Source organism: Methylophaga sp. F-2, from assembly GCF_056859315.1.
Genome location: NZ_JBSXOF010000019.1, coordinates 171918 through 197243, shown reverse-complemented (window position 1 = coordinate 197243; position 25326 = coordinate 171918). Strand labels below are relative to the sequence as shown.

Below are 25326 nucleotides of genomic sequence, written 5' to 3'. Positions count from 1 at the left end.
AGATTAATCCCTGCAACTTAAAAAATACTTAAACAAAAAAGCCACTGACAAATCAGTGGCTTTTCCTTAGCAAAACAAACAAAACTTAAGCGAACCGACCCTGACGATAATCATCGAAGGCTTGTTCAATCTGTTCCCGCGTGTTCATCACAAACGGTCCTCCCCTGGCGACAGGTTCCTTCAAAGGCTGCCCTGATACCAGCACAAACTCAGTATCACGTTCACTGTAGACACGCACTTTTGATCCTGTCTCCAATACGGCAAGTTGACCAGCATTAAGTAGTCGCTGTTTATCGCCGATCTGTATCTGACCTTTCATCAGATACAAAAACGTGTTGTCCGTTTCCTTCACTGTCTGCTCAAACGTGACTCCCGCAGGTAAAAACACATGCAGGTATAGGGGATTAACAAACGGGTTATTAATCACACCACTCACGCCACTATCTGTCTGACCAGCAATGACCTTGATTTCGGTGCCATTATCCAATTTGGCTACCGGAATCTGCTCAGCATCAAACTCCTGATACTTAGGCTCACTCATCTTTTCTTTTGCCGGCAGGTTAACCCACAACTGGAACCCCGCTAAGCGTCCTTCTTTCTGCTCTGGCATTTCCGAATGAATAATCCCTTTGCCTGCCGTCATCCATTGCACACCACCGGTCTCAATTACCCCGGCATTGCCTGCACTGTCTTCATGACGCATACGACCTTCTAACATGTAGGTCACCGTCTCAAAGCCACGATGAGGATGTGGAGGAAAGCCAGCAATATAGTCCTGAGGCTTATCTGAACCAAAGGCATCAAACATCAGAAAAGGGTCAAGCATATTGAGATGTGGTGAGCCGATAATACGCGTCAGCTGAACACCTGCGCCATCTGAGACCCGGTCTCCGTTGATGATTTGTCTTAATTCCCTTGTCTGAGTCATCACATTCTCCTAATAGATATTAGCTGACAATATCAGCAATTTTTTGTGTGAGTGTTTCTGTTTCTTGAATCAGACTGCCTGCATCCACCACAGTGACATCCTGAATTCCAAGAAAATTCATGACCTGCTTCAGGTAAGTAGAAGCGTAATCGACTTCACTACCCAGAGGCACGCCGCCAGAAGCCATCACCAGATACGCTTTTTTCGCCTTCAATAAACCTTCTGGGCCATTTTCAGTGTAACGAAATGTGACTCTTGCTCTCGCCACCTGATCGATCCAGGCTTTTAATACGGCTGGTACGCTAAAGTTATAGATAGGCGATGCAATGACCAGTATCTCGGCTGCTTGTAATTCTTCTACCAGTTGGTCCGAGGTAGCTAAAGCCTGTCTATTTTGCTCAGTACGTTGCTCCGGATCGGTAAAATTGGCATGGATCCAATCTTCGTTAATAAACGGAATACCCTTCGCTAGATCACGAGATTTAATAGCTAGCCCAGACTGCTTTTGTAGTTGCGAGACCAGTTCAGCAGATACCTGGCGTGTCACAGAGTCCTGAATACGTTCACTACTATTGATATGTAAAATCGTGTTATTCATGTTTATTCTCCTGTTTTCGATAACATTATTTAATATTGTCGATAGCTAAATTACCCGCACCATTAGCCACCAGTAACAACAAACCACCGGCAATGGCTAAATCCTTCATAAACAAAATGCTCTGCATTTGATCAGCAAAATTATTGTGGAAGATGGCGGCTGCGATGACGGTAAACCCAGCTAATAAGAAAGCAGCGATACGCGTTTTAAAACCAAATAAAATCGCCAAACCACCTAAAATTTCTGTTGCAATCACCAAAGGCAACAGTGATGTCGGTACTCCCATCATGCTCATATAGCCTTGTGTCGCTTCGTAACCTGCTCCGAGTTTTCCAATGCCGGCTGAAATGAACATCAGACTCAATAAAAAACGACCTGTGACTGTTGATAATCCTGTTACTGCGTTCATGTTTTTTCCTTTTTGTTGTGTTGTCTTGATGGTTCACAGTTTATCGTTTCCATATTTTTATAAAACAGTGTATTAATGAACTTATTGTTACCAAATAGAGAACAATACAAATGAGTCAGTTAGAAGAAATGCAATGTTTTGTGCGGGTAGTTGAAGCTGGCAGTATCACCAAAGCCGCAGAGCAAATGAATACGGTCAAATCTGCTATCAGCAAACGTTTAACAGATTTAGAAAGACGACTGGGTATCAGCTTGCTCAAAAGAACAACGCGTAAACAAACGCTCACCGATGCCGGTCGCAGTTACTACCAGCATTGCGTCCGTATTCTTGATGATATTTATGAGGTTGAACATGCTTTAGGTAATGAGCAAACATCGCTGTCTGGACATATCAGGCTCTCTGCACCCATTAGTTTTGGTTTGATGCATTTAAGTCCAGCTTTACGTGAATTTAATCTGATCCATCCGGAAATCATTTTTGATATCGACTTTAGCGACAGACACCAAGATTTGGTCGCTGAGGGTTTAGATTTAGCCATTCGTATATCGAACTTAACTGACTCCAGTTTAATCGCTCGTAAACTGGCTTCAACACGATTACAAATCTGTGGCAGCCCGGATTACTTTGTTCGAAATGGCTTACCAGAAAAAACAGAAGATCTTCTCTACGGTCATGTGAAGCTGCACTATTCCCACGTCAGTAGCAGTTGGTCATTACTGGATTATCAGGGCCAAGCCATTTCTGTGAATTTACCAACCGTGCTTTCATCAAACAATGGCGAATACCTGCGAGATGTCTGTATAACTGGAAAAGGCTTAATCTTGACGCCGGATTTTATTTCCTACCCGGCAATCAAGTCCGGCAAACTCATTACCATACTGGATGATGCCTTGGTTCAAAAAGAGGTCGGGATTTATGCCATCTATTCTCAAACACGTTTTTTATCTCACCGAGTCAGAATATTAATCGATTTCTTACGTGACTACTTTGCCAAACTGAAAAACTGGGAGTGTCCTGCCAGATAATCATTTATCGATTGGCAAATAATAACCCAGCTCTGTTTGCTGACGTTTGACACAGGCAATACCCTCTTCTATGGCTTCACCAGCACGATAAAACTCCAGAATTCCTATATGGGAGAGACGTGGGTTTAAAATAATTTCTGGTGGATCACCCGCCATACGACTTCGGGTGATACGATCCTGCGTAATATTAATCGATGCCGCAATGGCGTCTAATAATGCAGGTGCTTCTTCTTTTTCTTCACGTCGTTTGGGAAATAAGTTATTGGTGTAATCCGCCACCATATGACTGACTTTGCCAGTCCAACTGGTAGGGAGATCGAGAGTTGCTTCGGGCTCGCTATCATCAGTATCCGTTCTAAAATGTTTACCCACGATGCCACTGTTAAGGTTAACGGCTATCACCACATCGGCGCCCAAAGCACGGCATAAAGAGACGGGGACAGGATTGACCAAGCCACCATCTATTAGCCAACGGTTATTGTGTTTAATCGCTGGAAATAATCCAGGTAAGGACATGGATGACCAGACCGCATCCATTATATTGCCCCGTGTGTTCCATATCTCACGACCACTGTATAAATCTGTCGCCACAGTAGCAAAACGCGTTTGTACATCTTCGATGGCAACATCCTGTTCCACCACGTATTCATTAAGAAAACTGCGTAAACGGTTTTTATTAACGAAGCCTTGCAGTGAGCGATTAATCGCAAAATACTGAGCAGTTTTCAATTTATCCAACCGCAGTACCCAATCATTCAATTTGTCGATATTATTCGCTACGTAAGCTGCACCAACCAATGCACCTATTGAGGTACCTGTAACAATATCGGGAGTAACACCCAGTTTTTCTAACTGTCTGATAATGCCAATGTGTGCCCAGCCACGCGCTGCCCCACTTCCTAATGCCAGGCCTACCTTTAATTTTTCGCTCAACTTAAAACCTATAGTTTGTTATATTTATCATATAGATAAAAAAGATTAATAAAGTAATGACTGAACAAAATACCTATTTATTTGTGTACGGCACATTGATGAAAGACACCAATCATTCAATGGCGCAGTTACTTACCAAACATAGTGAGTTTATTTGTCGTGCCTCAATGCAGGGCCAACTCTACCTTATTGACTACTATCCGGGCGCCATTCTCTCTGAGAGCAAAGACGACATCGTCTATGGCGAACTCTATAAACTATCCAATGCCAGTTGGGTGCTCAGTCAACTGGATGATTATGAAGAATGTTCCTCATCTTTCCCTGAACCACATGAATACCAGCGTCAGTTAATCACTATCCAACCACACGCTGCCGATGTCAGTCTATCGCTTGCCTGGACCTATATTTATCAATATCCCTTAAGCAATAAGCCCCGTATTAAAAACGGCCAGTTTCTAATGGAATATGCTGACACAAAATAAATTCTAAAGCTTAGAAAAATCAATCCGATAGCTTGTTTATATAACTCATCTTCAGCGAAAAATGAACGAGATACCTAAGCTATATCACAATACGATGATAACTATCAGCCCGCCATCACAGGTTGAACCTGCTCGCCCTGCTGCTCAAGAAGCAAAACCAGCCAACAATAGTGATCGTAGACAACGCTATGATCGTAGAAAACGAAATCAAAGACCATTTATCGAACGTCGGGTCTCATCCGATCGCCGCTCACAACGCTTTGAAGCAAAAGCCTGACATGGTTTACTCGTTTAATATCGGGAAGTCTGCCGCATATTTCTGAATCCATTCTAACGCTGCTTCATCACTGGTTAACTGACGCCCGGTGTTAGCACTAATACGTTTTCTGTAATCTTCTATATAACAAATCTGCTCAACCATTCTGAGTGCATAAGTCATAGCTTTACTCTGAAAGTTAACCCCTACCAGGTACTGATTTCCTTCAGGTTTACACCAACTGATAATACCTTTTGCCGTAAATGCCGGCTTACAGGCCAGGATATTGATCTCAACCAGCGTGCCGACAGCTATGGGCTCAGCTGAACAAAAACACAGGCCACCCTTACTCACATCTTTCAGCGAACGTTGTTGATGCTGCTCACCTAGCTTAATCTGGATAGGCACGCTACTTGGGTGGCGTATAAACCGTCTCAGTTCTTCTATCATTTTGTTAGCTTATCGCTATTTAATAACAATGTGATTAAAACAATTTTTTCAATTTATTCTGGACAAGACCCAATCGTCCTGTTTTTACTGCATCACGTCGGATGCCTTTTACAGGCGCTATGTAATATAAGTCACCATTTTTGCCTTCGAGTTGCTCAGGAACCCCTACTGATTTTGCCAGTCGGGCATTCGCTCTGAGATGTTGAAACTCACCGTGTACAGGAATAGCACAAGCTGGCTTAACCCAACGATACATCGCCTTCAGTTCTTCCATAGCCGGATGACCTGAAGCGTGGATTTCCAGTCGACTGTTATCCACGGTAATCACGTCCACATTCATTGCCTTTAGCCGTTCAATTAATGCCTCAATCGGGAGTTCATTTCCAGGAATGACTTTAGAACTGAAAATAACGGTATCACCGGCTTCCAGCTCAATATCACGAAAACTGTTCTGGCTCAGCCGGCTCAGTGCTGTTCGCGGTTCGCCCTGACTACCTGTAGCGACTAATAAAACCGTATCTCGCGGCAGAAAACCTAAATGATGAGGATCAACAAAGGTATCAATGCCATTCCACAAACCAACTCGTTTTGCCGCCGCATGGGTATTTAATAATGAGCGTCCCAACAGACCTAAATGACGTCCTGTTTCTTTAGCAATATCCGCCACCGTTCGTAATCGGGCAATATTACTGCCAAAACAGGTTATAACAACCCGTCCTTTAGCCTGCTCTACATGGTGTTTTAAGCCTTTGTATAAAGACGCCTCCGAAGTTGACCAGCCAGGTACATTAGCATTGGTCGAATCACAAACCATCACATCAATCCCCAGTTCTCCCAACCGGGAATAATCTTCTTCCCTATACGCCTCACCGACCACAGGGCCTGAATCCAGCTTCCAGTCGGCGGTGTGAAATACTTTGCCAACAGGGGTTGTAATCAATAAAGCAAAGGGATCGGGAATAGAATGTGTCAGCTGAATCCACTGCACATTGAATACGCCTATTTGTCTTGATGCATGCGCTTCAACAATATGGACTTTCACTTTTTTTATTAATCCGGCCTCAGCCAGTTTTCGGCGTAAGATTTCAGCCGTATAAGCCGTTGTGTAAATAGGACAACGGAATCGTTCCCATAAATACGGCACAGCCCCGATATGATCTTCGTGGGCATGGGTGATAATAAGGCCGTCTAATTGCTCTCGACGATCCACAATAAATTGTGGATCAGCCATTTGTATTTCTGCTCGAGCCCCTTCTATCGGTTCACCATCAATATCGGTTTTGACTTCGAAGGTCACCCCGCAATCAACCATCAGCCATCGACCATCATGGCCATACAGATTGAGATTCATCCCTATTTCTCCGGTTCCTCCCAAAGGTAAAAACCAGAAATCAGACTCATCAGGTGTCATAGATGTCCTTTGTTATTACTTGCTATCGTGACTATTAGTTTGGCAGGGTTTCAACAGATAGGAAAATATCATACGTACAATGAATAGATTAACGTCACTACAACAAGGGATTTTTTCTCCATTATTCTTTTAAAATTAAGGAGTTTCGGCACAGTGATTCGTTCATAGGGCAACAATGGTATAATTGCCGGCTGCTTTTTTGTAAGTCATTGATTTAATGACCTAAGAAAACCAACGGAGAGAGATTATAATAATGACTAATTCAAACTTAATGACTGAAGGTCTGAACTTGATGCTTATCGGCATGGGGTTCGTATTTATATTTTTGACATTACTGGTGTTTGTCACATCCATCATGTCACGCATTATCACCAGCTACGAAAAAAATGTAGGTGTCTTACCAGAAGAAGGCATTTCTTCACCTACCGCTGTCATCAGCCCGGCCATGAATCAGTCTCAACATGCTAATGATGATAAAAACTTAATTACTGTGCTCTCTGCTGCAGTGCACAAATTTCGTTCCCGCCATAAATAAATCACCGCATTAAAGACTTTTTCAAATCAATCAATTAAGGCCATGAATATGACCGAAGTTAAAAAACCACTGGGTATCACGGATGTCGTTTTACGTGATGCTCATCAATCATTATTTGCCACCCGACTCAGATTAAATGACATGTTGCCCATCGCTGACAAGCTTGACCAAATTGGCTTTTGGTCTGTCGAAAGTTGGGGCGGCGCCACTTTTGATGCCTGTATTCGTTATCTGGGCGAAGATCCATGGCATCGTATTCGCTCACTCAAAGCCGCTATGCCGAATACCCGTCAGCAAATGCTGTTACGGGGTCAGAATCTATTAGGCTATCGCCACTATGCTGATGACGTGGTCAGAAAATTTGTTGAAAGAGCGGCGATCAATGGCGTTGATGTGTTCCGTGTATTTGATGCGATGAATGATCCACGTAATCTGGAAACCGCTATCAAAGCGGTGCTGGAAAATGACCGTCACGCACAAGGCACCATCGCCTATACAATCAGCCCGGTTCATGATCTGAATTTGTGGTTAGACATGGCTAAACGTATTGAAGACATGGGTGCCCACTCTTTATGTATTAAAGATATGGCTGGTTTGCTTAAGCCTTATGTAGCTTATGAATTAGTTCAAAGCCTTAAGCAGACCATTGATATCCCGATTCACATGCAATCACACGCCACCACCGGTTTGTCGACAGCCACTATTATGAAATGCGTGGAAGCCGGTATTGATAATGTCGATTCAGCTATTTCATCAATGTCGATGACCTACGGTCACTCAGCAACAGAATCCGTTGTCTCTATCTTTGAAGATACGGATCGCGATACAGGTCTTAATATCGAACTCCTCGAAGAAGTAGCAGCCTACTTCCGCGAGGTGAGAAAAAAATATGCCCAGTTCGAAGGCTCCCTGCGTGGTGTAGATTCACGTATTTTGGTCGCTCAGGTACCGGGCGGCATGTTGACCAATATGGAAAGTCAGCTGCGTGAACAAAATGCACTGGACAAGATGGATCAGGTATTAAAAGAGATTCCACGGGTTCGTGAAGACTTGGGCTTTATTCCTCTGGTGACTCCTACATCTCAAATTGTCGGCACCCAGGCCGTCATCAATGTTCTGACCGGTGAACGTTATAAAACCATCGCTGCGGAAACGGCAGGTATTCTCAAAGGAGAATACGGGGCAGCCCCGGCGCCTTATAACAAAGAGCTTCGAGACCGGGTACTTGAAGGTGCTGAACCCATCACTTGCCGACCTGCTGATCTACTTGAAGCAGAAATGGAAAAGCTCACGACCGAACTTCTCGCTATCGCTGATGAGGAAAAAATTGATCTGGCCGAGGGTGAACAACACGTTGATGATGTTTTAACCTACGCCCTCTTCCCACAAATTGGGCTTAAATTCCTCAAAAACCGTCATAACCCAGACGCATTTGAACCTGTTCCTGTTATTGATAACACCCCATCATCCCCCTCTCGTCCTCAAAGCCAGGAACAAGAAACCTATACCATTAAAGTCAATGGCCAGAGCTATGTTGTTCAAGTGAATGAAGGTGGTGATATCAGCCACGTGGAATCCTCAACAGCATCTGCATCTGCACCAATGGGTGAAGGGGATCCTGTTGAAGCCCCCTTATCCGGCAATATCTGGAAAGTCGAGGTCAGCGTCGGTCAGCAAGTCAATGAAGGTGACACTATTTTGATTCTGGAAGCCATGAAAATGGAAACACAAATCGTGGCTTCTAAATCAGGTACCGTGTCGTCCATTTCTGTTAAACAAGGTGATTCCGTCAAAGTCGGTGATCAGCTGGCAACCATCGCTTAATTGGGGGAATTCATGGATAAACTACTTCATCTCTGGCAAGTAACAGGCATAAACCAAATGACACCTGGCCAAGGTGTCATGATTCTGATCGGCATGTTATTGCTGTATCTGGCTATCAAGAAAAACTTCGAACCTTTACTGTTGGTGCCCATTGGTTTTGGTGGTGTATTGGCCAATATTCCCGGTGCTGGTCTCGCCGAAGGTAATGGTATCCTGCACATTTTCTATGCGGTCGGTATTGAAAGCGGCGCCTTTCCTCTCATCATCTTTATGGGTGTAGGCGCAATGACTGACTTTGGTCCTTTGTTAGCCAATCCTAAAACACTGTTTCTGGGCGCCGCTGCCCAGTTCGGTATCTTCGCTACCTTAATGGGTGCCGTTGTTTTAGCTCACTTTGGCATTTTTGACTTTAGTCTGGCTGATGCCGCCGCCATAGGTATTATCGGCGGTGCAGATGGCCCAACGTCTATTTATGTTGCCAGTAAACTTGCTCCGGATTTACTCGGCGCCATTGCGGTAGCCTCATACTCGTACATGGCTTTGGTGCCATTAATTCAGCCACCGATTATGCGTGCACTGACTACCGAATCAGAACGTAAAATCAAAATGGTGCAACAACGTCATGTCTCACAACGAGAGAAAATTGTCTTTCCGCTAGTGTTACTTATCCTTGTCGCATTTTTATTACCTGATGCAGCACCATTACTCGGTATGTTCTGTTTTGGTAATTTAATGAAAGAGTGTGCTGTGGTAGATCGTTTAAGCAACACCACTCAGAATTCGCTGATTAATACGGTAACCATCTTTTTAGGCTTAGCCGTAGGTTCAAAGCTGAGTGCAGATAAATTCCTTGATTTGCAGACGCTAGGTATCTTGGTACTAGGTATGGCGGCATTTGCTATCGGCACGGCATCGGGTGTCATCATGGCTAAAGTGCTGAACAAATTGATCAAGGAACCGATTAACCCACTGATTGGCTCTGCGGGCGTATCAGCTGTGCCTATGGCCGCACGCGTATCCAATAAGCTTGGCTTAGAATCTGATCCACATAACTTCCTGTTAATGCATGCGATGGGACCGAATGTTGCCGGTGTTATCGGCTCAGCTGTCGCCGCAGGTATTCTGATTAATTACGTCGGCGCATAGCATGATTAATAGACACCCTATCGAACAGATAGGGTGTCTATTTTTCTTCCATTATGCTGGCATGAGCCACTTTATTCGCTATTCCACCAATCTCACAGCGATAATCTGAAAACGATGATTTCGCTTTAACTTGTGCCAGCCACTTACCTTTCTCGGCACCGTTCTCATCAAGGCCAATTAAAGTGACATGATACTCTTTAACTAATTCAATCAGTTTCTTATCAGACATTCCTGGTGTAATTTCTCTGCAAAAATTATCAATATGCTGTGTTTCCCATACATAATAAATGGGATAAACGATGACGCCGATAATCAGAATTTGTATGAAATTAACCAGTAGTTTCATCTATAAACACTCCGTGTAATTAGCACAATATAAAAGAAGATAGATTAATAGTGCGCGACCTGATTCACACTCTTGAATAGTTTTGACATGTTTTATTAAGAAATCGTTATCACACTGTCACAGATAGGCTTTATCATGAGTCTTTTTTATGAGAGTTCATCATGTCTCAAACAATCGAAGTCGAACTCACCAGTACACCGGTTGAGCTATATAAAGTACTTAAATTCGAAGGTATCGCAGCCAGCGGTGCAGAAGCTAAACTCTTTATTGAACAAGGTCTGGTTTCTGTAAATGGCGAACTGGAAACACGGAAGCGCAGAAAAATTGTCGGTGGAGATGAAATTGGCTTTGAAGATATTACCCTGATTATCTCTGAATAAACGCCAGAATGTTGATGGATTTCCAGTTTTCTTCACCAATTAGAATGAATGGAAACCCATCTTATCAACAGCAATCTAAACGCCATACTGATTAAGTAAAGAATGAAATTAGATAAGGTCGTACCGTGGGGGCGTAATCTGCTGGAATATCAACGGATGTTTCTGCTCAGTGATGATGACTTTCAACAATCTATTTTAGGCTGTGGTGATGGACCGGCGAGTTTTAATGTCGAAGCCAGACAAAAAGGTGCAAATGTCACATCAGTAGACCCTATCTATCAATTCAATGCTGAACAGATCCGGCAGCGAATCGAACAGGTAGGGCCGGATGTGATCGGTCAGGTCCGTGAGCATCAACATCAGTTTATCTGGCAGGATTTCTCTGATGCTGATGATTTATATCAACAGCGCATCAGGGCAATGCAGTTATTTTTAGCCGATTATGCGCTACCAACCAGCGCGTCGTTTTATATTAATGCGCAACTACCTCAACTGCCCTTTGAGGATAAGCAATTTGATTTAGCTTTATGCTCACACTTTTTGTTTTTATACAGCGAGCATTTTGACCTTGAGTTTCACCTGCATGCCATGCTTGAGTTGTGTCGAGTCGCCAGAGAAGTCAGAGTGTATCCGTTGATTGGGTTGGACAATACCCCCTCTCCTCATCTAGGCTTGATAAGCAAAGCATTAACGCAAAGGGGTTATAATCTGCAGCAGCAGCCTGTTGATTATCAATTCCAGAAAGGTGCTAGCCATATGTTAGTGGTAGATACCCATTCATGCCCCATCAATACTGACAAAAAAAGGGAGAAATATGCGAATTTTAATGATTTTGACATCTCACGATAGTTTAGGAAATACAGGTAAAAAAACCGGCTTTTGGTTAGAAGAGTTTGCCTCGCCCTATTATGTATTCAAAGACGCTGGCGTTGATATCACTTTGGCTAGTCCTAAAGGTGGTCAACCGCCATTAGATCCAAAAAGTGACGATCCAGATTCACAGACAGAATCAACAAAACGCTTTAAACAAGACAAAGAAGCACAAGCTGAACTGGCTAATACATTGGTTCTCGATACTGTCCGTGCTGATGATTATGATGCGGTGTTTTATCCCGGTGGTCATGGCCCATTATGGGATCTCAGTGTGTCAGAGAAGTCGATTGAATTAATTCAACAATTTATCTTCCAGGATAAACCCGTGGCAGCAGTCTGCCATGCCCCAGCCGTATTACTCAATGTAAAAACACTCACCGACGAACCACTTGTTAAGAATCTGTCGGTAACCGGTTTCTCAAACTCAGAAGAAGACGCCGTAGGCCTTACCGATGTGGTCCCGTTTTTACTGGAAGACGAATTAAAAAATGCCGGTGGTTATTATCATAAAGCGGACGACTGGGCCCCATTCTGCTGTGAGGATGGTTTATTAATCACTGGACAAAACCCACAGTCCTCAGAAGTCACTGCTCAGGCCTTACTGAGTCGTCTGCGTAAGTTTGCCTGAAACTGATATACTGTCGCTTTTTATCAAAATAGAGAGTGAACATGGCTAAAGCAACAGCAAGACATATCCTGGTAGATAGTGAAGAAATCTGTTTAGAACTTAAACGTGAAATCGAACAAGGTGCCGATTTTGCTGACATTGCTAAAGAACACTCTTCATGCCCATCTGGCCGTTCAGGCGGTGATTTAGGCGAATTTGGCCCAGGTATGATGGTGCCTGAATTTGATAAAGTGGTTTTTTCTGCTCCCGTTAACACCGTTCAGGGACCAGTAAAAACACAGTTTGGTTATCACTTATTAGAAGTGACTAGCCGCACTGAATAAGACATAAAAAAACCCGGCTTTAGCCGGGTTTTTTATTTCAACCTATTAATAAGGCTTATGACTGACGAGCATGCGTCTGTAAATAAGCATCACTGATTGGATTAAACTGTTGCGTGCGCAGTAATGTTTTTTGGCTATCTAATTGCTCTTTAAAGCTTAAAGTAACCGGTTTTTTCATCGCTTGTACTTGCAGGTAGCGATCAGAAAAGAAGTTAAACGCATGTGGACGCAGTTGTGTTTTTTGTAACTGTAATTGCTCAGAAAACGTTCTGTTTTCAATATCAGCAAATGCAGGTGCAACAACAAGACTCAATGCAGTTAAAGCAGCAAACGTTGTTTTTTTCATGGTCAGATTCCTTCCTCAGGTTAAATTAAAAATCAGTAGCTCAGGGACTATTTAGCTTAGGAAATAGAATAGAGTAATGAAGACGGAATAGATGCAGCAGAACCTCCCAATCGCTGCTACATTAAATCCTTTTGATTAAGGAAGCGCTTCCTGCTGAACGAGGATGTTGTGACCTGTGGCGTTGCCGATTATGACTGCTCAAGCTGATAATCAGGTAAATGGGCAAGCAATTGTTTACCATAACCCTTTGTTAATAAACGTTTATCAAGAATAGTAATTCTTCCCGAGTCCGTTTCCTTTCTTAGCAACCTGCCACACGCTTGTATCAGTTTTACGCTAACCGCGGGCAAGGAAAGCGCAGTAAAAGGCTGGCCACCTTTACGAATAATCCACTCTTGTTTTGCCTGTTCAATCGGTCTGGTGAATACTGGAAAAGGTAATTTTGTAATCACCACATGGGTACATAAATGACCCGGCAGATCCACACCTTCAGCGAAGCGATCCAAGCCGAAAATAATACTGCCTTTGCCTGACTCAATCTGTCGAATATGACGATGCACCATATTTTTAGGAGAGAGGTTGTCACCCTGCACCATCGTTATGGCCGTAATCGCGGCGGGACATTGTCGGTATACCGCTTCCATTACCAGCTTTGAGGTAAATAACACTAAAGTGGCTTCAGTGACGTCAATAATATCGATGAGTTTTTTAACAACTTCCTGCTGCCATTGCTGCTGTTGCTCATTGGGTAGGAAACGCATATCAGGAATATGTAGTGATGCTTGCTTCTGATAGTTAAACGGTGAAGGCACGGCTAAAAAGTGCTGTTCATCAAAGCGATGTAAACCACAATCCAATCTGAAACGATGGAATAACCCCAAACCACGAAGTGTCGCTGAGGTGAGAACAACACCATAGGCTCTTGACCATAAACTGCGATCCAGGAAATATGCTGCCGTCATCGGGCCGGCATGAACAACCAGTGTTTGCTGCTTTGCAAATGTTTCTACGGATATCCAACGTACATTAGGCGGTCGATCCTCCTGGTCAGGCTCTAGAAACAAAGCCATAAAGTCGATGAGGTAGCCAAAAATATTCTGAACCGTACCCACTTGCGGTAATAAGGCTTCCCCAACTTTATTCGGAAGCTGTGTTTTTTCCAGCCCTTCCTTAATCCATTTGGCCAGTACAGAATAATGTTTATAAATCGAATTAGCGCGCTGTAATAACCCCTGGCAAGGGATTAATAAGGCATTGACTAACGGGCTATTCCAGAAAATACGCGGCTCAGTGATATGCTTTTCTAATAAGTCCTGCACAACACCATCACTGTGCAAAATGGTTTCAATCTGTTGTAAATGACTCATTACCGCCGGTAAGTCATGTCTTAATTCCGACAGCATATAGCCAAAATCATGTTGTCTGTATGCCAATGTGGACGGTATCTTTTTCAGTACACTGTCCGCTGTTTCTGTGGTTTGGTAAAGCTGAATAAAATTTAATGCTTTAGCCGCATGATCCAGCGCTTTTCGTGGCAGGTTATGCGCTTCATCAAACACAAAAAGAATTTCTTCCGGGTTCGGTAATACCAAACCACCACCTAAGTCTGCATCACTCAGTATCAGATCATGATTGGCGACCACCACCTGTGCTGCCGTCATTTCCCGCCGTAGCTTATAGTATGGGCAACGTAAGTAGAAGGAACAGCTTTTCCCGGCACAGCCTTCGGAATCTGTAGAGATCTGATGCCAGAGTTCAGCGTCTATTTTGTCACGGCGACTATCGCGATCGCCATCCCAGCGTTCTTCGTCCCAGTCACTCAGTAACTGCTTAGCTTGCGCCGTATGCAGCACCTGTTGATACTTTTCATCCACATCAATATTGAGCGACTGCTGTTCCGGTGTGGTGGCTACCTGATTGAGCTTACTGGGGCAGACATAACGACGACGCCCTTTTACCTGAACAAAACGAATAGGTTCTTCAAGTGTCGCTGAAAACTGAGGCAAATCCTTTTGAATAAGCTGTTGTTGTAAGTTGACCGTGGCAGTACTGATCACCAGTGTTTTCTTTTGTAGCAGGGCTGTTTGAATAGTGCCGGTCAGATAAGCCAGCGTTTTACCCACCCCAGTCGGTGCTTCGACGACAGCCACCCGTTTTTGCGGTGGTTTTGACATGGCTTGAGCAATGAACTCGCTCATTTGCACCTGTTGTGGACGCGCCTTAAAATCAGGCATCGCCGCTTCGATGCGCTCAAATAATGTTGTTACTGCCGTCACATGCCTACTCTATTACTTAAACGTTCACCATTAAGATAAGCCAGCACATTTTTTACTGTGGTTTCAGCAATATGTTGAACAGCTTCCTGGGTGAAATAGGCCTGATGCCCGGTCACTAATACATTTGGAAAGGTTAACAGACGTTGAAATAAATCATCCTGAATAATATCAAGTGAATGATCTTCAAAAAACAAACTGCCTTCCTGTTCATAGACATCAATGCCGAGATAGCCGATTTGTTTGGATTTCAGTCCGTCTAATAGCGCTCGGGTATCCATTAACGCTCCGCGACTGGTGTTAATTAACATCACTCCCGGTTTCATGCTGGCAATGCTGTCATGATTAACCAGGTAACGCGTGTCACTATTTAACGGGCAATGCAGACTGATAATATCGGATTGTTGAATAAGTGTTGTTAAATCAACCACTTGAAATCCTTGCTTTACGCAGTGTTGCGAGTTAACAGGCTCATAAACAAGCACCTCACACCCAAACGCCCGCATTCTTTCCGCCACTAATAAACCAATTTTCCCACCACCGACTATCCCTACGTTTTTTTGGTAGAAATCAAAGCCGAGTAAGCCATCCAGAGAGAAATTGCCATCACGGACACGATTATAGGCACGAGGAATTTTACGACTTAATGCCAACATCAATGCGATGGTGTGCTCAGCTACAGCATAAGGCGAATAGGCCGGAACGTTAACCACGCTGATGCCCAACTCATGCGCGGCAATCAGATCGACCTGATTATAACCCGCACAGCGTAAGGCAATCAGTCGTGTGCCACCTTCTGCTAGTGTGCCTAATGTTTCCCGACTCAAATCATCATTAACAAAGGCACTGACAATTTCAAAGCCCTCTGCCATCACCGCGGTGGATGGATTCAGTGTGACCTCATGACAAATGAATTGAATCGCAGGCACTGACGCTTGCAATAAAAAGCGTTCATCGTATGACTTAGCACTAAACACAGCAATTTGATGAGTGGGCATGACTTATCTACCTGATATAACTAATGATGGTCAGTTATGCGTATCTGTATTGGCTGGCATTAATTCATCCACCAGGAACTGTAAGGTTTTCTGACCGCGAAACTCATTTACAGATAATTTATAACGCACTAATACTAGACTGTTTTCATCTAACCAGCTCGGTTTATCCTGACCGAAAGCCATCGCATTCACCTGCCTGTTACCATTCATCTCAAGCTGTAAACGCAGGTGATTCTGTTCCTGTCCAACTAAACGAAAATGATTTACTTTAAACACCCCATGAAACCTGGGCTCCTCAAAACCCTGGCCCCAAGGCGCTGCCTCAGACAGTATTTCTGCAAATGACAACTGGCAATCGCTTGCTGCTAACTCACCATCTGAAGGTAGTTGTTGTAAGTAGGTTTCGGTTGACACCATCTCATTCAAGGCCGATTCAAATGCCCGATTAAATTCACTTAAATCGGCTTTTTTTATCGTTAAACCAGCCGCCATAGCATGACCACCAAAACGTTCTAACAATTTAGGATGTTTAGCAGCTACTCGGGCCAATACATCACGAATATGTATGCCTGGAATAGAACGTGCCGATCCTTTCACTTCATCGTCATTACCGGGAGCAAAAGCAATAACCGGACGGTATGTTTTTTCTTTAATACGTGAGGCCAACAGCCCAATCACACCCTGATGCCAATCTTCATTAAATAAGCAATAGCCTGTTCTTAAAGTATCGTCCTCAATATCAATCTGTTCCAGCATCTTCAATGCATCCACTTGCATCGTTTGCTCTACCGCGCGTCGTTCCAGATTAATGCTATCCAGCAGTGTCGCTATACTAAGGGCCTGATCAGCATTATCTGTCAGCAGTAAATTAATGCCGAGTCCCATATCTTCCATACGCCCAGCGGCATTCAATCTGGGGGCAATACTAAAGCCTAAGTCAGAAGAAACTAGTTTTTCTTTTTCTCTGCCTGCAATTCGAATCAGTGCTTGTATGCCGATACAGCCTTTACCGCGACGAATACGCTGCAATCCGTGATTGACCAATGTACGATTTAATTTATCCAGTGGCACCACATCCGCTACCGTCCCTAAAGCGACGAGATCGAGCCAATCCCCCACTTTCGGTTCAGGCAAAGCGGCGCTTTCGAACCAGCCGGTTGTTCTTAAATGCTGCCTTAAGCCCAATAACACATAGAAACAGACACCGACACCAGCCAGATTTTTATAGGGGAAGGGATCGTCGGTTTGATTGGGATTCACGATGGCATCCGCTTCCGGCAATTCCTCACCAGCCAGGTGATGATCAGTCACCAACACTTTCATTCCTCGTTGATGTGCCGCTTTTACCCCTGATATTGAGGCAATGCCATTATCCACCGTCACCAGTAAATCTGGCTGTTCATGCGCTGGAATATCCTCTAATAACGAGGGAGTCAGTCCATAGCCATGAATAAAGCGATTAGGAACAATATAATGAACCTGTTTCAAGCCCATCGACTGCAAACCACGTATCGCCAAAGCACAACTGGTAGCACCGTCACTATCAAAATCAGCAACAATCGTGACTTTCCATTGTTCTTTCAAAGCAGTGGCTAATAATTCAACAGCGGCCTGCATGCCAAGGAGCTGATCTGGCCTTGGTAGGTCAGCCAGTTCAAAATACAACTGTTCCACCGCGGTAATACCGCGTGCGGCCATGATTTTTCGCAAACTGTCTGGCCATGACTCAGGGAGCTTATCCCAGCCATGGTGAGGGCGTTCAACAATATCAGGTAATACACTCATAACCAGATTTTCCAGGCCGATGTCGGTGTTAAATGGTAAGTCCCCCACTCAGGAATAACGATATGCACGGAATCCAACTGAAAACGTTTTAATGCTTTATAAATAGGCGTTAACCAGTTTTTATCAAGCACTTCCATTTGCGTTGACCAGTCTTTATCCGGATCAAAATGGGCTAAATGCAAGGCGTGTTTTGCTTGAATATCAGTAAAATGGTCAATATTCTCCAGCCATTCAGAGCCACTGTAGTGACTCAATTGCTTCAATGTTTCATCTTGACCAGAAACATGTGACCAGGTCTGCCATTCATCAGGCATTTTTTCCTTCCCCCAGAACCAGACACTATTAAACGGCACCTTACCCTGTGCTTCTCTTGCCTGATTCACCGGACAGTCGAATAACACCATCTGAATCTCATTCCATAAACGAATCCATAAGCGGGCATCAGCGCCTTTGGGTAAAAATTCAGTCACTGCACGACGATCGACCTTATCCACGCAAGTCAATTCAATATCAGGTTCGATTGGCATGCTCAGCAGCCATTGATTCGCTGTGTTAATGCTTAATGAAGCGCCCAAATCATCAAACAGATATTGAATCGAAGCAATAAGTTGTTCAGCTTCGTCCATACTGATATCCAGGCCATGATGAAATAGCAGCAGTTGGTCCCGGTCAGCTTGTAAATAACAGGGATCTACACACAGACTGAACTCCGTTCCACCTCTTAACCTCGCCATGGGGAAGTCGTCCCAATATCTTGTTTCTTCAGAAAATAATGATAATAGTTGCTGAAAAAAACGATCTTCAGACTCAATAAACGTCCCTCTTTTCATCAGTATTTTTAATGATTGAGGTAAAAAGCTCTGGTTTATTGGATTGGCAACGACGACCGAAAAAGCAGGCAGAATCAGCGTCAGTTGTTGGCTAGCCATTCGCCAAAACTTGCCGGATAAACGGTATGGTTAACTTTCGTTTAGCCTGTAAAGAAGCTTTATCTAGCTGTTGTAAAACAGTCATCAGAGCAGGCATATCGCGTCCATAATGACGCAGTAAATATTGTGCCACCTCGGTTGTTATCGTTAATCCACGTGACTGTGCCTGTAATATCAGGGCTTGCTGTTTCTGTTCATCTGTCATCATCACTAATTGATAAACCAGACCTGTCGCCAGCCTTGACCGTAAATCCGGTAATCGAATTGAACTATTCGCTGGGGTCTGTTGTGCTGCCACCAACAGGCGCCCCTTTGCATCATGCAAGCGATTAAAACAGTGAAAAACAGCTTCTTCCCACTCGGGTAAGCCAGCAATCGCATCGATATCATCCAGGCAGAGTAAATCGGCTTGTTCAATTGCCTGAAGTGCTGCAGGCGCTGCCGTTTTCACAAGTTCTGATAACGACAAATAAATGACCCTGTAACCCATTTGCTGAACCGTTTCGGCACAAGCTATCAGCAAATGTGTTTTACCTGTGCCACTATCCCCCGCAAGGTATAGGAAATCCAATTCAGCTAACTGACAAAACGCTTGTAGAGCTTGTTTGGTTTCTTGTTTGGCAAACAAGAAATTATCGAGCCTGTATATCTCCTGAGGAGATAGTCGAAGCGTTAGTTGTGTTTCAGCTAATGACATGTGTGCGTGACTAAGTTAAGAATACAAATGACTATCGAGATAACGCTGATGCGCATGGCGTAACAACACCATGACAACCGAAGCGGCAGGCAAAGCAAGTAACACACCGGTAAAGCCAAATAATTGCCCACCGGCTAATACAGCAAAAATAACGGCCACTGGATGCAAACCAATACGCTCACCAACAAAACGAGGCGTCAGCACCATCCCTTCTATAGCTTGGGCGACAGCAAATACAATGGCCACTTGCAGCACCGGTAGCCAGTCACCAAATTGAAAGAATGCGGCCAATCCAGCCAGTAAAATGCCTACGATTAAGCCAAGATATGGAACAAAGCTGACAAGCCCGGCAATTACGCCCAGTAATAAGGCTAATTCCAGGCCAATCAAACTGAGCCCTAAGGTATATATCACCGCAAGTGCGAACATCACCATCAACTGACCACGCATAAAGCCAGCTAACATGTCATCACATTCCAATGACATTTCAATGAATTTTTCCGCATATCGTCTTGGCAGTAACTCTCTGAAACGGGCAACTAAACTATCCCAGTCTCTCAATAAATAAAAAGTAAGTACCGGAATTAAAAGCAAATTCCCCAGCCACTGCACTAACACCATGCCAGAGCGTGTCATATAGCTGAAAACACCTCCGGCAACCTGCCCAAACTCCGACCAGTATTTACTCAACGCCTGTTTTACTGTCTGCAGGTTAAACACATCGGTTGGTAACCCCACTGAGTTCAACCACGGCTCTATCAGTTTCTGTGTCTGTGTTAAATAATCAGGCAAATTACTAAACAATTTGGCTACCTGAGCACTGAGTAAAGGCAGCATGACTAATAACATCAAAGCAACCACAATAAAAATAACGGCAAACACCACACTTACTGACATGGTTCTGGATAAATTCCAGCTTTCCAGTCTATCTACCAAAGGATCCCCCAAGTAGGCAAAAAGCGTCGCAATAAAAAATGGCATCAATACTGGTGACAGCTCAAATAATAACCAACCTGCTATAACAACGATGGCCACAAGCAAAAACTTATTGGTATCCGTCATTATGGTTGTTTTCTCTGCTTCCATGCTTTATTTCCCCAAATAATCACATATTCAAAACCACTGTATAAAACACTGGTCACAACGGCCCATATAACCATGGTCACCACAGTATGCAGAGCAGGCAGCCATTGTTGTTCAATGATTACCAGCAACACTAATAGAATTTGTAATGCCGTATTAAGTTTACTGCTCCATAACGGCAGCAGTTCAAATTCGCCAATGGTGTAATGATAGACTAATCCACCACACACAATGATGACATCCCGGGCAAGCACTAACCAAAGCAACCACATCGGAAGCAGACCAATCCAGGCTAAAGTGGCAAAACTTGCCACCAACAAGAGTTTGTCAGCTATCGGGTCAAGAATTGAGCCGAGACGTGACTGCCAGTGAAAATGTTTGGCGAGAAAACCATCAATACCATCTGAAATGCCTGCGATGGCGGATACGATTAGTGCTAATACATATCGTTCGTGCACCAGTGCCCATACCACTGGAATCACCAGCAAAATTCGTAACAATGAAATCAGATTGGGAATGTCACGTAAACTCAATGTGTTAACCGATAATATTTTTTATCCGTTATCGTGCCCTCAGGTTCGGTTAATTCTGATAAAAGGCCACCAACAGACAAAAGACGTTGCAGAACTTGCATGTCACCACTATAGCTAATATCTAAATCGAGAATATTCATACCCAAATTATTCACCCGGATATTGTCAATACTGTCGATTTGGTTGAGATAGGCCATGACTCTGGAAAAATCCACGTAGTCATTAACCTCATCAATCTGCACAGAAAGTGTCTTATTCGTATCAGACACCTGGTTATGCTGAGCATACTCGCTAGCCAGACTATCGACTAACACTCCTAAGCCTTTATTTATCGAAGCGCTGATAAAGCCTTCTGAGGTCCAGCTTTGACGGGTTTCACCCGTGCCTGACTGCCAGATAATCTGAGTGGTGTCATTATGGATTGTCATTTTGATAATAAGAATGATATCCGCCCCATAACGCTGCGAAGCGGCCTTGATGGCATCATCGTTACCTGACCATACATCGTCAAAACTCAAAGCAGACTGATCTTGCAGGTCCATCAACGGCATAAGAATGGGCAAGCCTCGTTCATCAGCCGCTTGTTGTAACGGTTTAAAAACGTCTTGGGGAATATTTTCTAAACCTTGCAAACTTTGCTGGCCATCTATATCAGTAGCTAACCAGACCAGCACGTCCGGTCTGACTTTCCCCCATCGAGGCAGACCAAGCTGACGTATAACCGCATTGACGGCATTTTTATCAAAACTCAAACGCAATGAAAGTTGATCAGGCTGTGTTAAATCGGCAGCTTCTATATTGTTACGAATATACTCATAACGTTCGACCAGTTGCGTGGCATTGGCAAGTACCGGAGCAATATCGGCTTGACTAAGCTGATTTTCATTACCGACTAACTTAATAAGAACTTGCTTGAGCAAGTCAGGTGCCAGAGCATCGCGCTCTTTCTGCTGTTGTGTCGTGACAGGAGCTGTCGCCTGATAAAGATTATTGACCTCAGCAGCATAGCTACTAAAACTCAGAAACAGCAAAATAAGGGCATAAAATAATCGGTGCATTGTGGTATTCTAACACGCTGTTTTAAGCATGTGATGCACAACATTTTCAGGAATACATTATGACCGATAGCGTGGACTCTTCTCGCACCTCTCTTAGTTATCGTGATGCCGGCGTTGATATTGAAGCTGGCAACGCCTTAGTCGATCGCATTAAACCTCACGCAGCAAGAACCCGTCGACCAGGTGTTATGGCTGGTTTAGGTGGTTTTGGTAGTCTTTTCGAACTTCCGGTCGATAAATACAAACAGCCTGTTCTAGTCTCCGGCACCGATGGCGTGGGCACTAAATTACGTCTGGCGATCGAATCCGGTATCCACAATACCATCGGCATTGACTTGGTGGCGATGTGTGTCAACGATATCGCTGTATTGGGCGCAGAGCCTTTATTCTTCCTCGATTATTATGCAACGGGAAAACTGGATGTCGATATTGCAGAGTCTGTGGTATCTGGCATAGCTGAAGGTTGTTTGCAGGCTGGAGCCGCGTTAGTCGGTGGTGAAACAGCTGAAATGCCTAGCATGTATGAAGATGGCGATTATGATTTAGCAGGCTTTTGTGTCGGTGTGGTTGAAAAAGAAGCCGTTATCGATGGTTCAAAAGTCGCTGCTGGGGATAAACTCATTGGTCTCGCCGCTTCTGGTCCACATTCAAATGGGTATTCACTCATCCGTAAAATTCTTGAACGTAGCGGTCAATCCTTAAGCTCGGCATTTGATGGCGCCACTTTAGGTGAAAAATTATTAGCGCCAACAAAAATTTACGTGAAATCGCTATTACAGCTGAATGAAAAAGTCAGCATTCATGCGTTATCACACATTACCGGTGGCGGTCTGCTTGAAAATATTCCACGCGTTCTGCCAGAAGGTGTGAAAGCGGTCATTGATGCCAGTAGTTGGCAGCGTCCTGCTGTGTTTGACTGGCTGCAAGAAAATGGCAACGTTACAGATAAAGAAATGTATCGCACATTCAATAATGGGATAGGTATGGTTATCGTGGTTGCAGAGAATGATGTGTCTGAAGCTTTAGCGGTATTGAACAGTGCTGGTGAACAAGCCAGTTTAATTGGTCAAATTGAAACAGCAAATGCGGCTGACGAACTAGTCGAAATTCAATAACCATGAGTGTGAATGAATCTACAACCCGGCTGGTGATTTTAATCTCCGGCCGCGGTAGCAATATGCGCTCTATTATCGAAGCGATTAATCATCAGCAACTTGATGCTACGGTAGCTGCGGTTATCAGTAATCGTCCAGATGCTGCGGGATTGGAATATGCCAGTAGCCAATCCATTCCTACCAAGATTATTGATCACAAGGCTTTTGCAGACAGGGAGAGTTTTGACAGAGCCTTAGCTCAGCAAATTGACGAATTTAATCCCGATTACGTGATTTTAGCTGGCTTTATGCGCATTCTTACTGCTGAGTTTGTTGAGCATTATCAAAATAAACTGATTAATATTCACCCCTCTCTATTACCGAAATTCAAAGGCCTTGATACACATCAACGCGCTATTGATGCCGGTGAAAAAGAACATGGAGCCAGTGTACATTTTGTCACTGCAGAACTGGATGATGGTCCGGTCATTATGCAGGCCAAAGTCCAGGTTATGCCTGATGATTCAGCACAAACACTTGCTGCAAGAGTATTAGAACAGGAACATCAGTTGTATCCTGCTGCCATACAAAAACTGGTGAATGTTAAACAGGACTAATAATGCGACTATTGTTCAGTGTTTTTTTGCTGTTTATTTTTATAAAAGTATCTATTGCGGCAGATATACCGGACTTTTCGGCCAATTATTCAGTGAAGTTGAATGGTATTCAGGCAGGTGAGCTGAAACGTACACTTGAGACAGATGAAACAGGGATCAGACACTTCAGTTCTGTTTCACAAGCCAAGGGCGTATTTTCGTTTTTTAAACCGGATGTCATTGAAGAAACCAGTTTATGGAAAATACACGATAATACCGTACAACCCCAGTTCTATCGGTATCTTCGAACTGGCGGAAAAAAAGAAAAACGCCTGGAAATGAAGTTTGACTGGCCAGATATGACGGTACAGATTGATGATCAGGAACATCCCTGGCAGCTTCATCTTGAACCCAACACCTTGGATAAACTCGTTTATCAAATCAGCCTGATGCGGGATTTAGCCAAGCATGAAGGTGATCACATCAACTATCGTATTGCTGATGGCGGCAAATTAAAAACCTATCAGATCCGTATATTAGGCCAGGAACGCATCAAAACACCGCTGGGTGAAATTGATGCGGTTAAATTAACCCGGCACCGTGACAAAGATAATGATCGTGAAACAACACTCTGGTGTGCTCCTTCCCTTTCCTATTTACCAGTAAAACTGGAACACACCGAAGATGGCACCACCTTTACTGCAGTCCTTCGCCGACTCACCGGCATGGATTATCAGCATGCATTCATTAATAATAACGCGACAGACACTGTAAATGCCCATGACTAAAAAGTCTTTTAAAGTGCTTAATCAGAAGACCGTATACAAAGGTTTCTTCAGCGTAAAAAAATATACACTGCAACATACGCTTTATCATGGTGGCTGGAGTCAGGTTGTTGAAAGAGAAGTCTTTCATCGCGGCGACTGCGTTGGCGTTTTGCTTTATGATCCGCATCGTGATGAAGTGGTTATTATTGAACAGTTTCGTGCCGGGGCAGTATTGTCGAAACCACAAGAAGATGCCTGGTTACTTGAGATTGTTGCCGGCGCTGTTGAAGAAAATGAAACACCGGAAGAAGTTGCTATCAGAGAAGCTCAGGAAGAAGCCGGTTGTGTTATCACAGAACTGATGAAGGTCAGCGAGTTTTATACCTCGCCCGGCGGCACCTCGGAATGCCTCACTTTATTCTGTGGCAAAGTCGATACCAGTGAAGTGGGTGGTGTTCATGGCCTTGCTGAAGAAGATGAGGATATCGCTGTCAGCGTTGTTACTTTTGAGGATGCTTGCGAGCTCGTTGAAAGCGGACGCATTAAATCAGCGATCCCACTTATTGCTATTCAGTGGTTACAATTAAACCGCGATAAACTTCGCCAGCAATGGCAATAAA

General features: G+C 43.9%; 30 protein-coding genes. 14 read left to right on the top strand and 16 right to left on the bottom strand.

What is annotated here, in order from left to right; genetic code table 11:
* Positions 1-85: 85 nt before the first annotated feature.
* Genes AC13DA_RS10250 through AC13DA_RS10240 form a run of 3 tightly spaced genes read right to left on the bottom strand, consistent with a single transcriptional unit; the run spans position 86 to position 1935 of the window.
* Complete coding sequence (locus AC13DA_RS10250) at positions 86-928, bottom strand: pirin family protein (RefSeq protein ID WP_007144946.1); 843 nt, start codon at positions 926-928, stop codon at positions 86-88.
* Positions 929-947: 19 nt separating this feature from the next.
* Positions 948-1526, bottom strand: a complete 579-nt coding sequence (locus AC13DA_RS10245; RefSeq protein ID WP_007144945.1) for an FMN-dependent NADH-azoreductase — start codon at positions 1524-1526, stop codon at positions 948-950.
* Positions 1527-1551: 25 nt separating this feature from the next.
* On the bottom strand, positions 1552-1935 hold the full coding sequence (locus tag AC13DA_RS10240) for a DoxX family protein (RefSeq protein ID WP_007144944.1): 384 nt from the start codon (positions 1933-1935) through the stop codon (positions 1552-1554).
* A 110-nt stretch (positions 1936-2045) separates the two neighbouring features.
* Here AC13DA_RS10240 and AC13DA_RS10235 point away from each other — a divergent pair, with 110 nt between their 5' ends.
* Positions 2046-2960, top strand: coding sequence for a LysR family transcriptional regulator (locus tag AC13DA_RS10235; protein ID WP_482945921.1), 915 nt, complete (start codon positions 2046-2048; stop codon positions 2958-2960).
* Here AC13DA_RS10235 and AC13DA_RS10230 read toward each other — a convergent pair whose 3' ends face one another.
* On the bottom strand, positions 2961-3893 hold the full coding sequence (locus tag AC13DA_RS10230; protein ID WP_284451254.1) for a patatin-like phospholipase family protein: 933 nt from the start codon (positions 3891-3893) through the stop codon (positions 2961-2963).
* Positions 3894-3949: 56 nt separating this feature from the next.
* Between AC13DA_RS10230 and AC13DA_RS10225 the strand changes: the two genes are divergently transcribed.
* Together AC13DA_RS10225 and AC13DA_RS10220 are read left to right on the top strand one after the other, a co-directional pair.
* Complete coding sequence (locus tag AC13DA_RS10225; RefSeq protein WP_284451255.1) at positions 3950-4375, top strand: gamma-glutamylcyclotransferase family protein; 426 nt, start codon at positions 3950-3952, stop codon at positions 4373-4375.
* Positions 4376-4436: 61 nt separating this feature from the next.
* A complete protein-coding gene (locus tag AC13DA_RS10220; RefSeq protein WP_284451256.1) occupies positions 4437-4652 on the top strand; it encodes a hypothetical protein in 216 nt (71 codons plus the stop codon).
* 6 nt (positions 4653-4658) lie between these two features.
* Here AC13DA_RS10220 and AC13DA_RS10215 read toward each other — a convergent pair whose 3' ends face one another.
* Both AC13DA_RS10215 and AC13DA_RS10210 read right to left on the bottom strand, forming a co-directional pair.
* Positions 4659-5081: a PilZ domain-containing protein gene (locus AC13DA_RS10215; protein ID WP_284451257.1), complete on the bottom strand. Its 423-nt coding sequence runs from the start codon at positions 5079-5081 to the stop codon at positions 4659-4661.
* Between the two features lie 34 nt (positions 5082-5115).
* The gene (locus AC13DA_RS10210; protein WP_284451258.1) at positions 5116-6492 is read right to left on the bottom strand and encodes a ribonuclease J; all 1377 of its coding nucleotides are present in this window, start codon (positions 6490-6492) and stop codon (positions 5116-5118) included.
* A 253-nt stretch (positions 6493-6745) separates the two neighbouring features.
* On the opposite strand from AC13DA_RS10210, the gene AC13DA_RS10205 reads away from it, so the two are divergent.
* Genes AC13DA_RS10205 through AC13DA_RS10195 form a run of 3 tightly spaced genes read left to right on the top strand, consistent with a single transcriptional unit; the run spans position 6746 to position 9997 of the window.
* Entirely contained in the window at positions 6746-7027 is a 282-nt protein-coding gene (locus AC13DA_RS10205; protein ID WP_284451259.1) for an OadG family protein, read from the top strand.
* 48 nt (positions 7028-7075) lie between these two features.
* Positions 7076-8851 carry a sodium-extruding oxaloacetate decarboxylase subunit alpha gene (gene oadA, locus AC13DA_RS10200; protein WP_284451260.1) on the top strand — a complete coding sequence of 592 codons (1776 nt, stop codon included), beginning with the start codon at positions 7076-7078 and terminating at the stop codon, positions 8849-8851.
* 12 nt (positions 8852-8863) lie between these two features.
* Positions 8864-9997: a sodium ion-translocating decarboxylase subunit beta gene (locus AC13DA_RS10195; RefSeq protein WP_007144935.1), complete on the top strand. Its 1134-nt coding sequence runs from the start codon at positions 8864-8866 to the stop codon at positions 9995-9997.
* A gap of 37 nt (positions 9998-10034) precedes the next feature.
* Here AC13DA_RS10195 and AC13DA_RS10190 read toward each other — a convergent pair whose 3' ends face one another.
* Positions 10035-10343, bottom strand: a complete 309-nt coding sequence (locus tag AC13DA_RS10190; RefSeq protein WP_284451261.1) for a hypothetical protein — start codon at positions 10341-10343, stop codon at positions 10035-10037.
* Between the two features lie 161 nt (positions 10344-10504).
* On the opposite strand from AC13DA_RS10190, the gene AC13DA_RS10185 reads away from it, so the two are divergent.
* The 4 genes from AC13DA_RS10185 (at position 10505) to AC13DA_RS10170 (ending at position 12547) form a co-directional block, all read left to right on the top strand.
* On the top strand, positions 10505-10723 hold the full coding sequence (locus AC13DA_RS10185) for an RNA-binding S4 domain-containing protein (protein ID WP_007144933.1): 219 nt from the start codon (positions 10505-10507) through the stop codon (positions 10721-10723).
* Between the two features lie 102 nt (positions 10724-10825).
* Entirely contained in the window at positions 10826-11572 is a 747-nt protein-coding gene (locus tag AC13DA_RS10180) for a class I SAM-dependent methyltransferase (protein ID WP_284451262.1), read from the top strand.
* The gene (locus AC13DA_RS10175) at positions 11538-12224 is read left to right on the top strand and encodes a type 1 glutamine amidotransferase domain-containing protein (RefSeq protein WP_007144931.1); all 687 of its coding nucleotides are present in this window, start codon (positions 11538-11540) and stop codon (positions 12222-12224) included. The genes AC13DA_RS10180 and AC13DA_RS10175 overlap by 35 nt, the downstream gene beginning before the upstream one ends.
* Before the next feature lie 41 nt (positions 12225-12265).
* Entirely contained in the window at positions 12266-12547 is a 282-nt protein-coding gene (locus AC13DA_RS10170; protein ID WP_007144930.1) for a peptidylprolyl isomerase, read from the top strand.
* A gap of 55 nt (positions 12548-12602) precedes the next feature.
* Here the strand turns inward: AC13DA_RS10170 and AC13DA_RS10165 are convergent, their stop codons facing one another.
* The 9 genes from AC13DA_RS10165 to AC13DA_RS10125 form a co-directional block, all read right to left on the bottom strand.
* The gene (locus AC13DA_RS10165) at positions 12603-12893 is read right to left on the bottom strand and encodes a hypothetical protein (RefSeq protein ID WP_284451263.1); all 291 of its coding nucleotides are present in this window, start codon (positions 12891-12893) and stop codon (positions 12603-12605) included.
* Positions 12894-13081: 188 nt separating this feature from the next.
* Positions 13082-15169 carry an ATP-dependent DNA helicase DinG gene (gene dinG, locus AC13DA_RS10160; RefSeq protein WP_284451264.1) on the bottom strand — a complete coding sequence of 696 codons (2088 nt, stop codon included), beginning with the start codon at positions 15167-15169 and terminating at the stop codon, positions 13082-13084.
* Positions 15166-16164, bottom strand: a complete 999-nt coding sequence (locus tag AC13DA_RS10155) for a 2-hydroxyacid dehydrogenase (RefSeq protein WP_284451265.1) — start codon at positions 16162-16164, stop codon at positions 15166-15168. Before AC13DA_RS10155 ends, dinG begins: the two co-directional genes overlap by 4 nt.
* 30 nt (positions 16165-16194) lie before the next feature.
* Complete coding sequence (gene recJ, locus AC13DA_RS10150) at positions 16195-17949, bottom strand: single-stranded-DNA-specific exonuclease RecJ (RefSeq protein WP_284451266.1); 1755 nt, start codon at positions 17947-17949, stop codon at positions 16195-16197.
* A complete protein-coding gene (locus AC13DA_RS10145) occupies positions 17946-18878 on the bottom strand; it encodes a hypothetical protein (RefSeq protein ID WP_284451267.1) in 933 nt (310 codons plus the stop codon). The genes recJ and AC13DA_RS10145 overlap by 4 nt, the downstream gene beginning before the upstream one ends.
* Positions 18871-19575 carry a DnaA regulatory inactivator Hda gene (gene hda, locus AC13DA_RS10140; protein ID WP_007144924.1) on the bottom strand — a complete coding sequence of 235 codons (705 nt, stop codon included), beginning with the start codon at positions 19573-19575 and terminating at the stop codon, positions 18871-18873. The genes AC13DA_RS10145 and hda overlap by 8 nt, the downstream gene beginning before the upstream one ends.
* Before the next feature lie 15 nt (positions 19576-19590).
* Entirely contained in the window at positions 19591-20661 is a 1071-nt protein-coding gene (locus AC13DA_RS10135) for an AI-2E family transporter (RefSeq protein WP_284451268.1), read from the bottom strand.
* On the bottom strand, positions 20637-21191 hold the full coding sequence (locus AC13DA_RS10130) for a CDP-alcohol phosphatidyltransferase family protein (protein WP_284451269.1): 555 nt from the start codon (positions 21189-21191) through the stop codon (positions 20637-20639). The genes AC13DA_RS10135 and AC13DA_RS10130 overlap by 25 nt, the downstream gene beginning before the upstream one ends.
* Positions 21188-22249 carry a DUF2066 domain-containing protein gene (locus tag AC13DA_RS10125; protein ID WP_284451270.1) on the bottom strand — a complete coding sequence of 354 codons (1062 nt, stop codon included), beginning with the start codon at positions 22247-22249 and terminating at the stop codon, positions 21188-21190. The genes AC13DA_RS10130 and AC13DA_RS10125 overlap by 4 nt, the downstream gene beginning before the upstream one ends.
* Before the next feature lie 59 nt (positions 22250-22308).
* On the opposite strand from AC13DA_RS10125, the gene purM reads away from it, so the two are divergent.
* Genes purM through AC13DA_RS10105 form a run of 4 tightly spaced genes read left to right on the top strand, consistent with a single transcriptional unit; the run spans position 22309 to position 25325 of the window.
* Positions 22309-23364, top strand: coding sequence for a phosphoribosylformylglycinamidine cyclo-ligase (purM, locus tag AC13DA_RS10120; protein WP_007144920.1), 1056 nt, complete (start codon positions 22309-22311; stop codon positions 23362-23364).
* A gap of 2 nt (positions 23365-23366) precedes the next feature.
* Positions 23367-23960 carry a phosphoribosylglycinamide formyltransferase gene (purN, locus tag AC13DA_RS10115; protein ID WP_284451271.1) on the top strand — a complete coding sequence of 198 codons (594 nt, stop codon included), beginning with the start codon at positions 23367-23369 and terminating at the stop codon, positions 23958-23960.
* A gap of 2 nt (positions 23961-23962) precedes the next feature.
* Positions 23963-24727, top strand: a complete 765-nt coding sequence (locus AC13DA_RS10110) for a DUF3108 domain-containing protein (protein ID WP_007144918.1) — start codon at positions 23963-23965, stop codon at positions 24725-24727.
* Positions 24720-25325: an NUDIX domain-containing protein gene (locus AC13DA_RS10105; protein ID WP_273180615.1), complete on the top strand. Its 606-nt coding sequence runs from the start codon at positions 24720-24722 to the stop codon at positions 25323-25325. The genes AC13DA_RS10110 and AC13DA_RS10105 overlap by 8 nt, the downstream gene beginning before the upstream one ends.
* Position 25326: the final 1 nt, after the last annotated feature.

Bases quoted from the DNA above. Each gene is read 5' to 3' on its own strand.
- AC13DA_RS10250 (WP_007144946.1), bottom strand. From the start codon at position 928: ATGACTCAGACAAGGGAATTAAGACAAATCATCAACGGAGACCGGGTC.
- AC13DA_RS10145 (WP_284451267.1), bottom strand. From the start codon at position 18,878: ATGGCTAGCCAACAACTGACGCTGATTCTGCCTGCTTTTTCGGTCGTC.
- AC13DA_RS10125 (WP_284451270.1), bottom strand. From the start codon at position 22,249: ATGCACCGATTATTTTATGCCCTTATTTTGCTGTTTCTGAGTTTTAGT.
- AC13DA_RS10175 (WP_007144931.1), top strand. From the start codon at position 11,538: ATGCGAATTTTAATGATTTTGACATCTCACGATAGTTTAGGAAATACA.
- AC13DA_RS10110 (WP_007144918.1), top strand. From the start codon at position 23,963: ATGCGACTATTGTTCAGTGTTTTTTTGCTGTTTATTTTTATAAAAGTA.
- AC13DA_RS10205 (WP_284451259.1), top strand. From the start codon at position 6,746: ATGACTAATTCAAACTTAATGACTGAAGGTCTGAACTTGATGCTTATC.
- AC13DA_RS10155 (WP_284451265.1), bottom strand. From the start codon at position 16,164: ATGCCCACTCATCAAATTGCTGTGTTTAGTGCTAAGTCATACGATGAA.
- AC13DA_RS10245 (WP_007144945.1), bottom strand. From the start codon at position 1,526: ATGAATAACACGATTTTACATATCAATAGTAGTGAACGTATTCAGGAC.
- purM (WP_007144920.1), top strand. From the start codon at position 22,309: ATGACCGATAGCGTGGACTCTTCTCGCACCTCTCTTAGTTATCGTGAT.
- AC13DA_RS10195 (WP_007144935.1), top strand. From the start codon at position 8,864: ATGGATAAACTACTTCATCTCTGGCAAGTAACAGGCATAAACCAAATG.
- AC13DA_RS10185 (WP_007144933.1), top strand. From the start codon at position 10,505: ATGTCTCAAACAATCGAAGTCGAACTCACCAGTACACCGGTTGAGCTA.
- AC13DA_RS10190 (WP_284451261.1), bottom strand. From the start codon at position 10,343: ATGAAACTACTGGTTAATTTCATACAAATTCTGATTATCGGCGTCATC.
- recJ (WP_284451266.1), bottom strand. From the start codon at position 17,949: ATGAGTGTATTACCTGATATTGTTGAACGCCCTCACCATGGCTGGGAT.
- AC13DA_RS10240 (WP_007144944.1), bottom strand. From the start codon at position 1,935: ATGAACGCAGTAACAGGATTATCAACAGTCACAGGTCGTTTTTTATTG.
- AC13DA_RS10135 (WP_284451268.1), bottom strand. From the start codon at position 20,661: ATGGAAGCAGAGAAAACAACCATAATGACGGATACCAATAAGTTTTTG.
- AC13DA_RS10225 (WP_284451255.1), top strand. From the start codon at position 3,950: ATGACTGAACAAAATACCTATTTATTTGTGTACGGCACATTGATGAAA.
- AC13DA_RS10235 (WP_482945921.1), top strand. From the start codon at position 2,046: ATGAGTCAGTTAGAAGAAATGCAATGTTTTGTGCGGGTAGTTGAAGCT.
- AC13DA_RS10215 (WP_284451257.1), bottom strand. From the start codon at position 5,081: ATGATAGAAGAACTGAGACGGTTTATACGCCACCCAAGTAGCGTGCCT.
- oadA (WP_284451260.1), top strand. From the start codon at position 7,076: ATGACCGAAGTTAAAAAACCACTGGGTATCACGGATGTCGTTTTACGT.
- AC13DA_RS10170 (WP_007144930.1), top strand. From the start codon at position 12,266: ATGGCTAAAGCAACAGCAAGACATATCCTGGTAGATAGTGAAGAAATC.
- hda (WP_007144924.1), bottom strand. From the start codon at position 19,575: ATGTCATTAGCTGAAACACAACTAACGCTTCGACTATCTCCTCAGGAG.
- AC13DA_RS10105 (WP_273180615.1), top strand. From the start codon at position 24,720: ATGACTAAAAAGTCTTTTAAAGTGCTTAATCAGAAGACCGTATACAAA.
- AC13DA_RS10210 (WP_284451258.1), bottom strand. From the start codon at position 6,492: ATGACACCTGATGAGTCTGATTTCTGGTTTTTACCTTTGGGAGGAACC.
- purN (WP_284451271.1), top strand. From the start codon at position 23,367: ATGAGTGTGAATGAATCTACAACCCGGCTGGTGATTTTAATCTCCGGC.
- AC13DA_RS10180 (WP_284451262.1), top strand. From the start codon at position 10,826: ATGAAATTAGATAAGGTCGTACCGTGGGGGCGTAATCTGCTGGAATAT.
- AC13DA_RS10165 (WP_284451263.1), bottom strand. From the start codon at position 12,893: ATGAAAAAAACAACGTTTGCTGCTTTAACTGCATTGAGTCTTGTTGTT.
- AC13DA_RS10220 (WP_284451256.1), top strand. From the start codon at position 4,437: ATGAACGAGATACCTAAGCTATATCACAATACGATGATAACTATCAGC.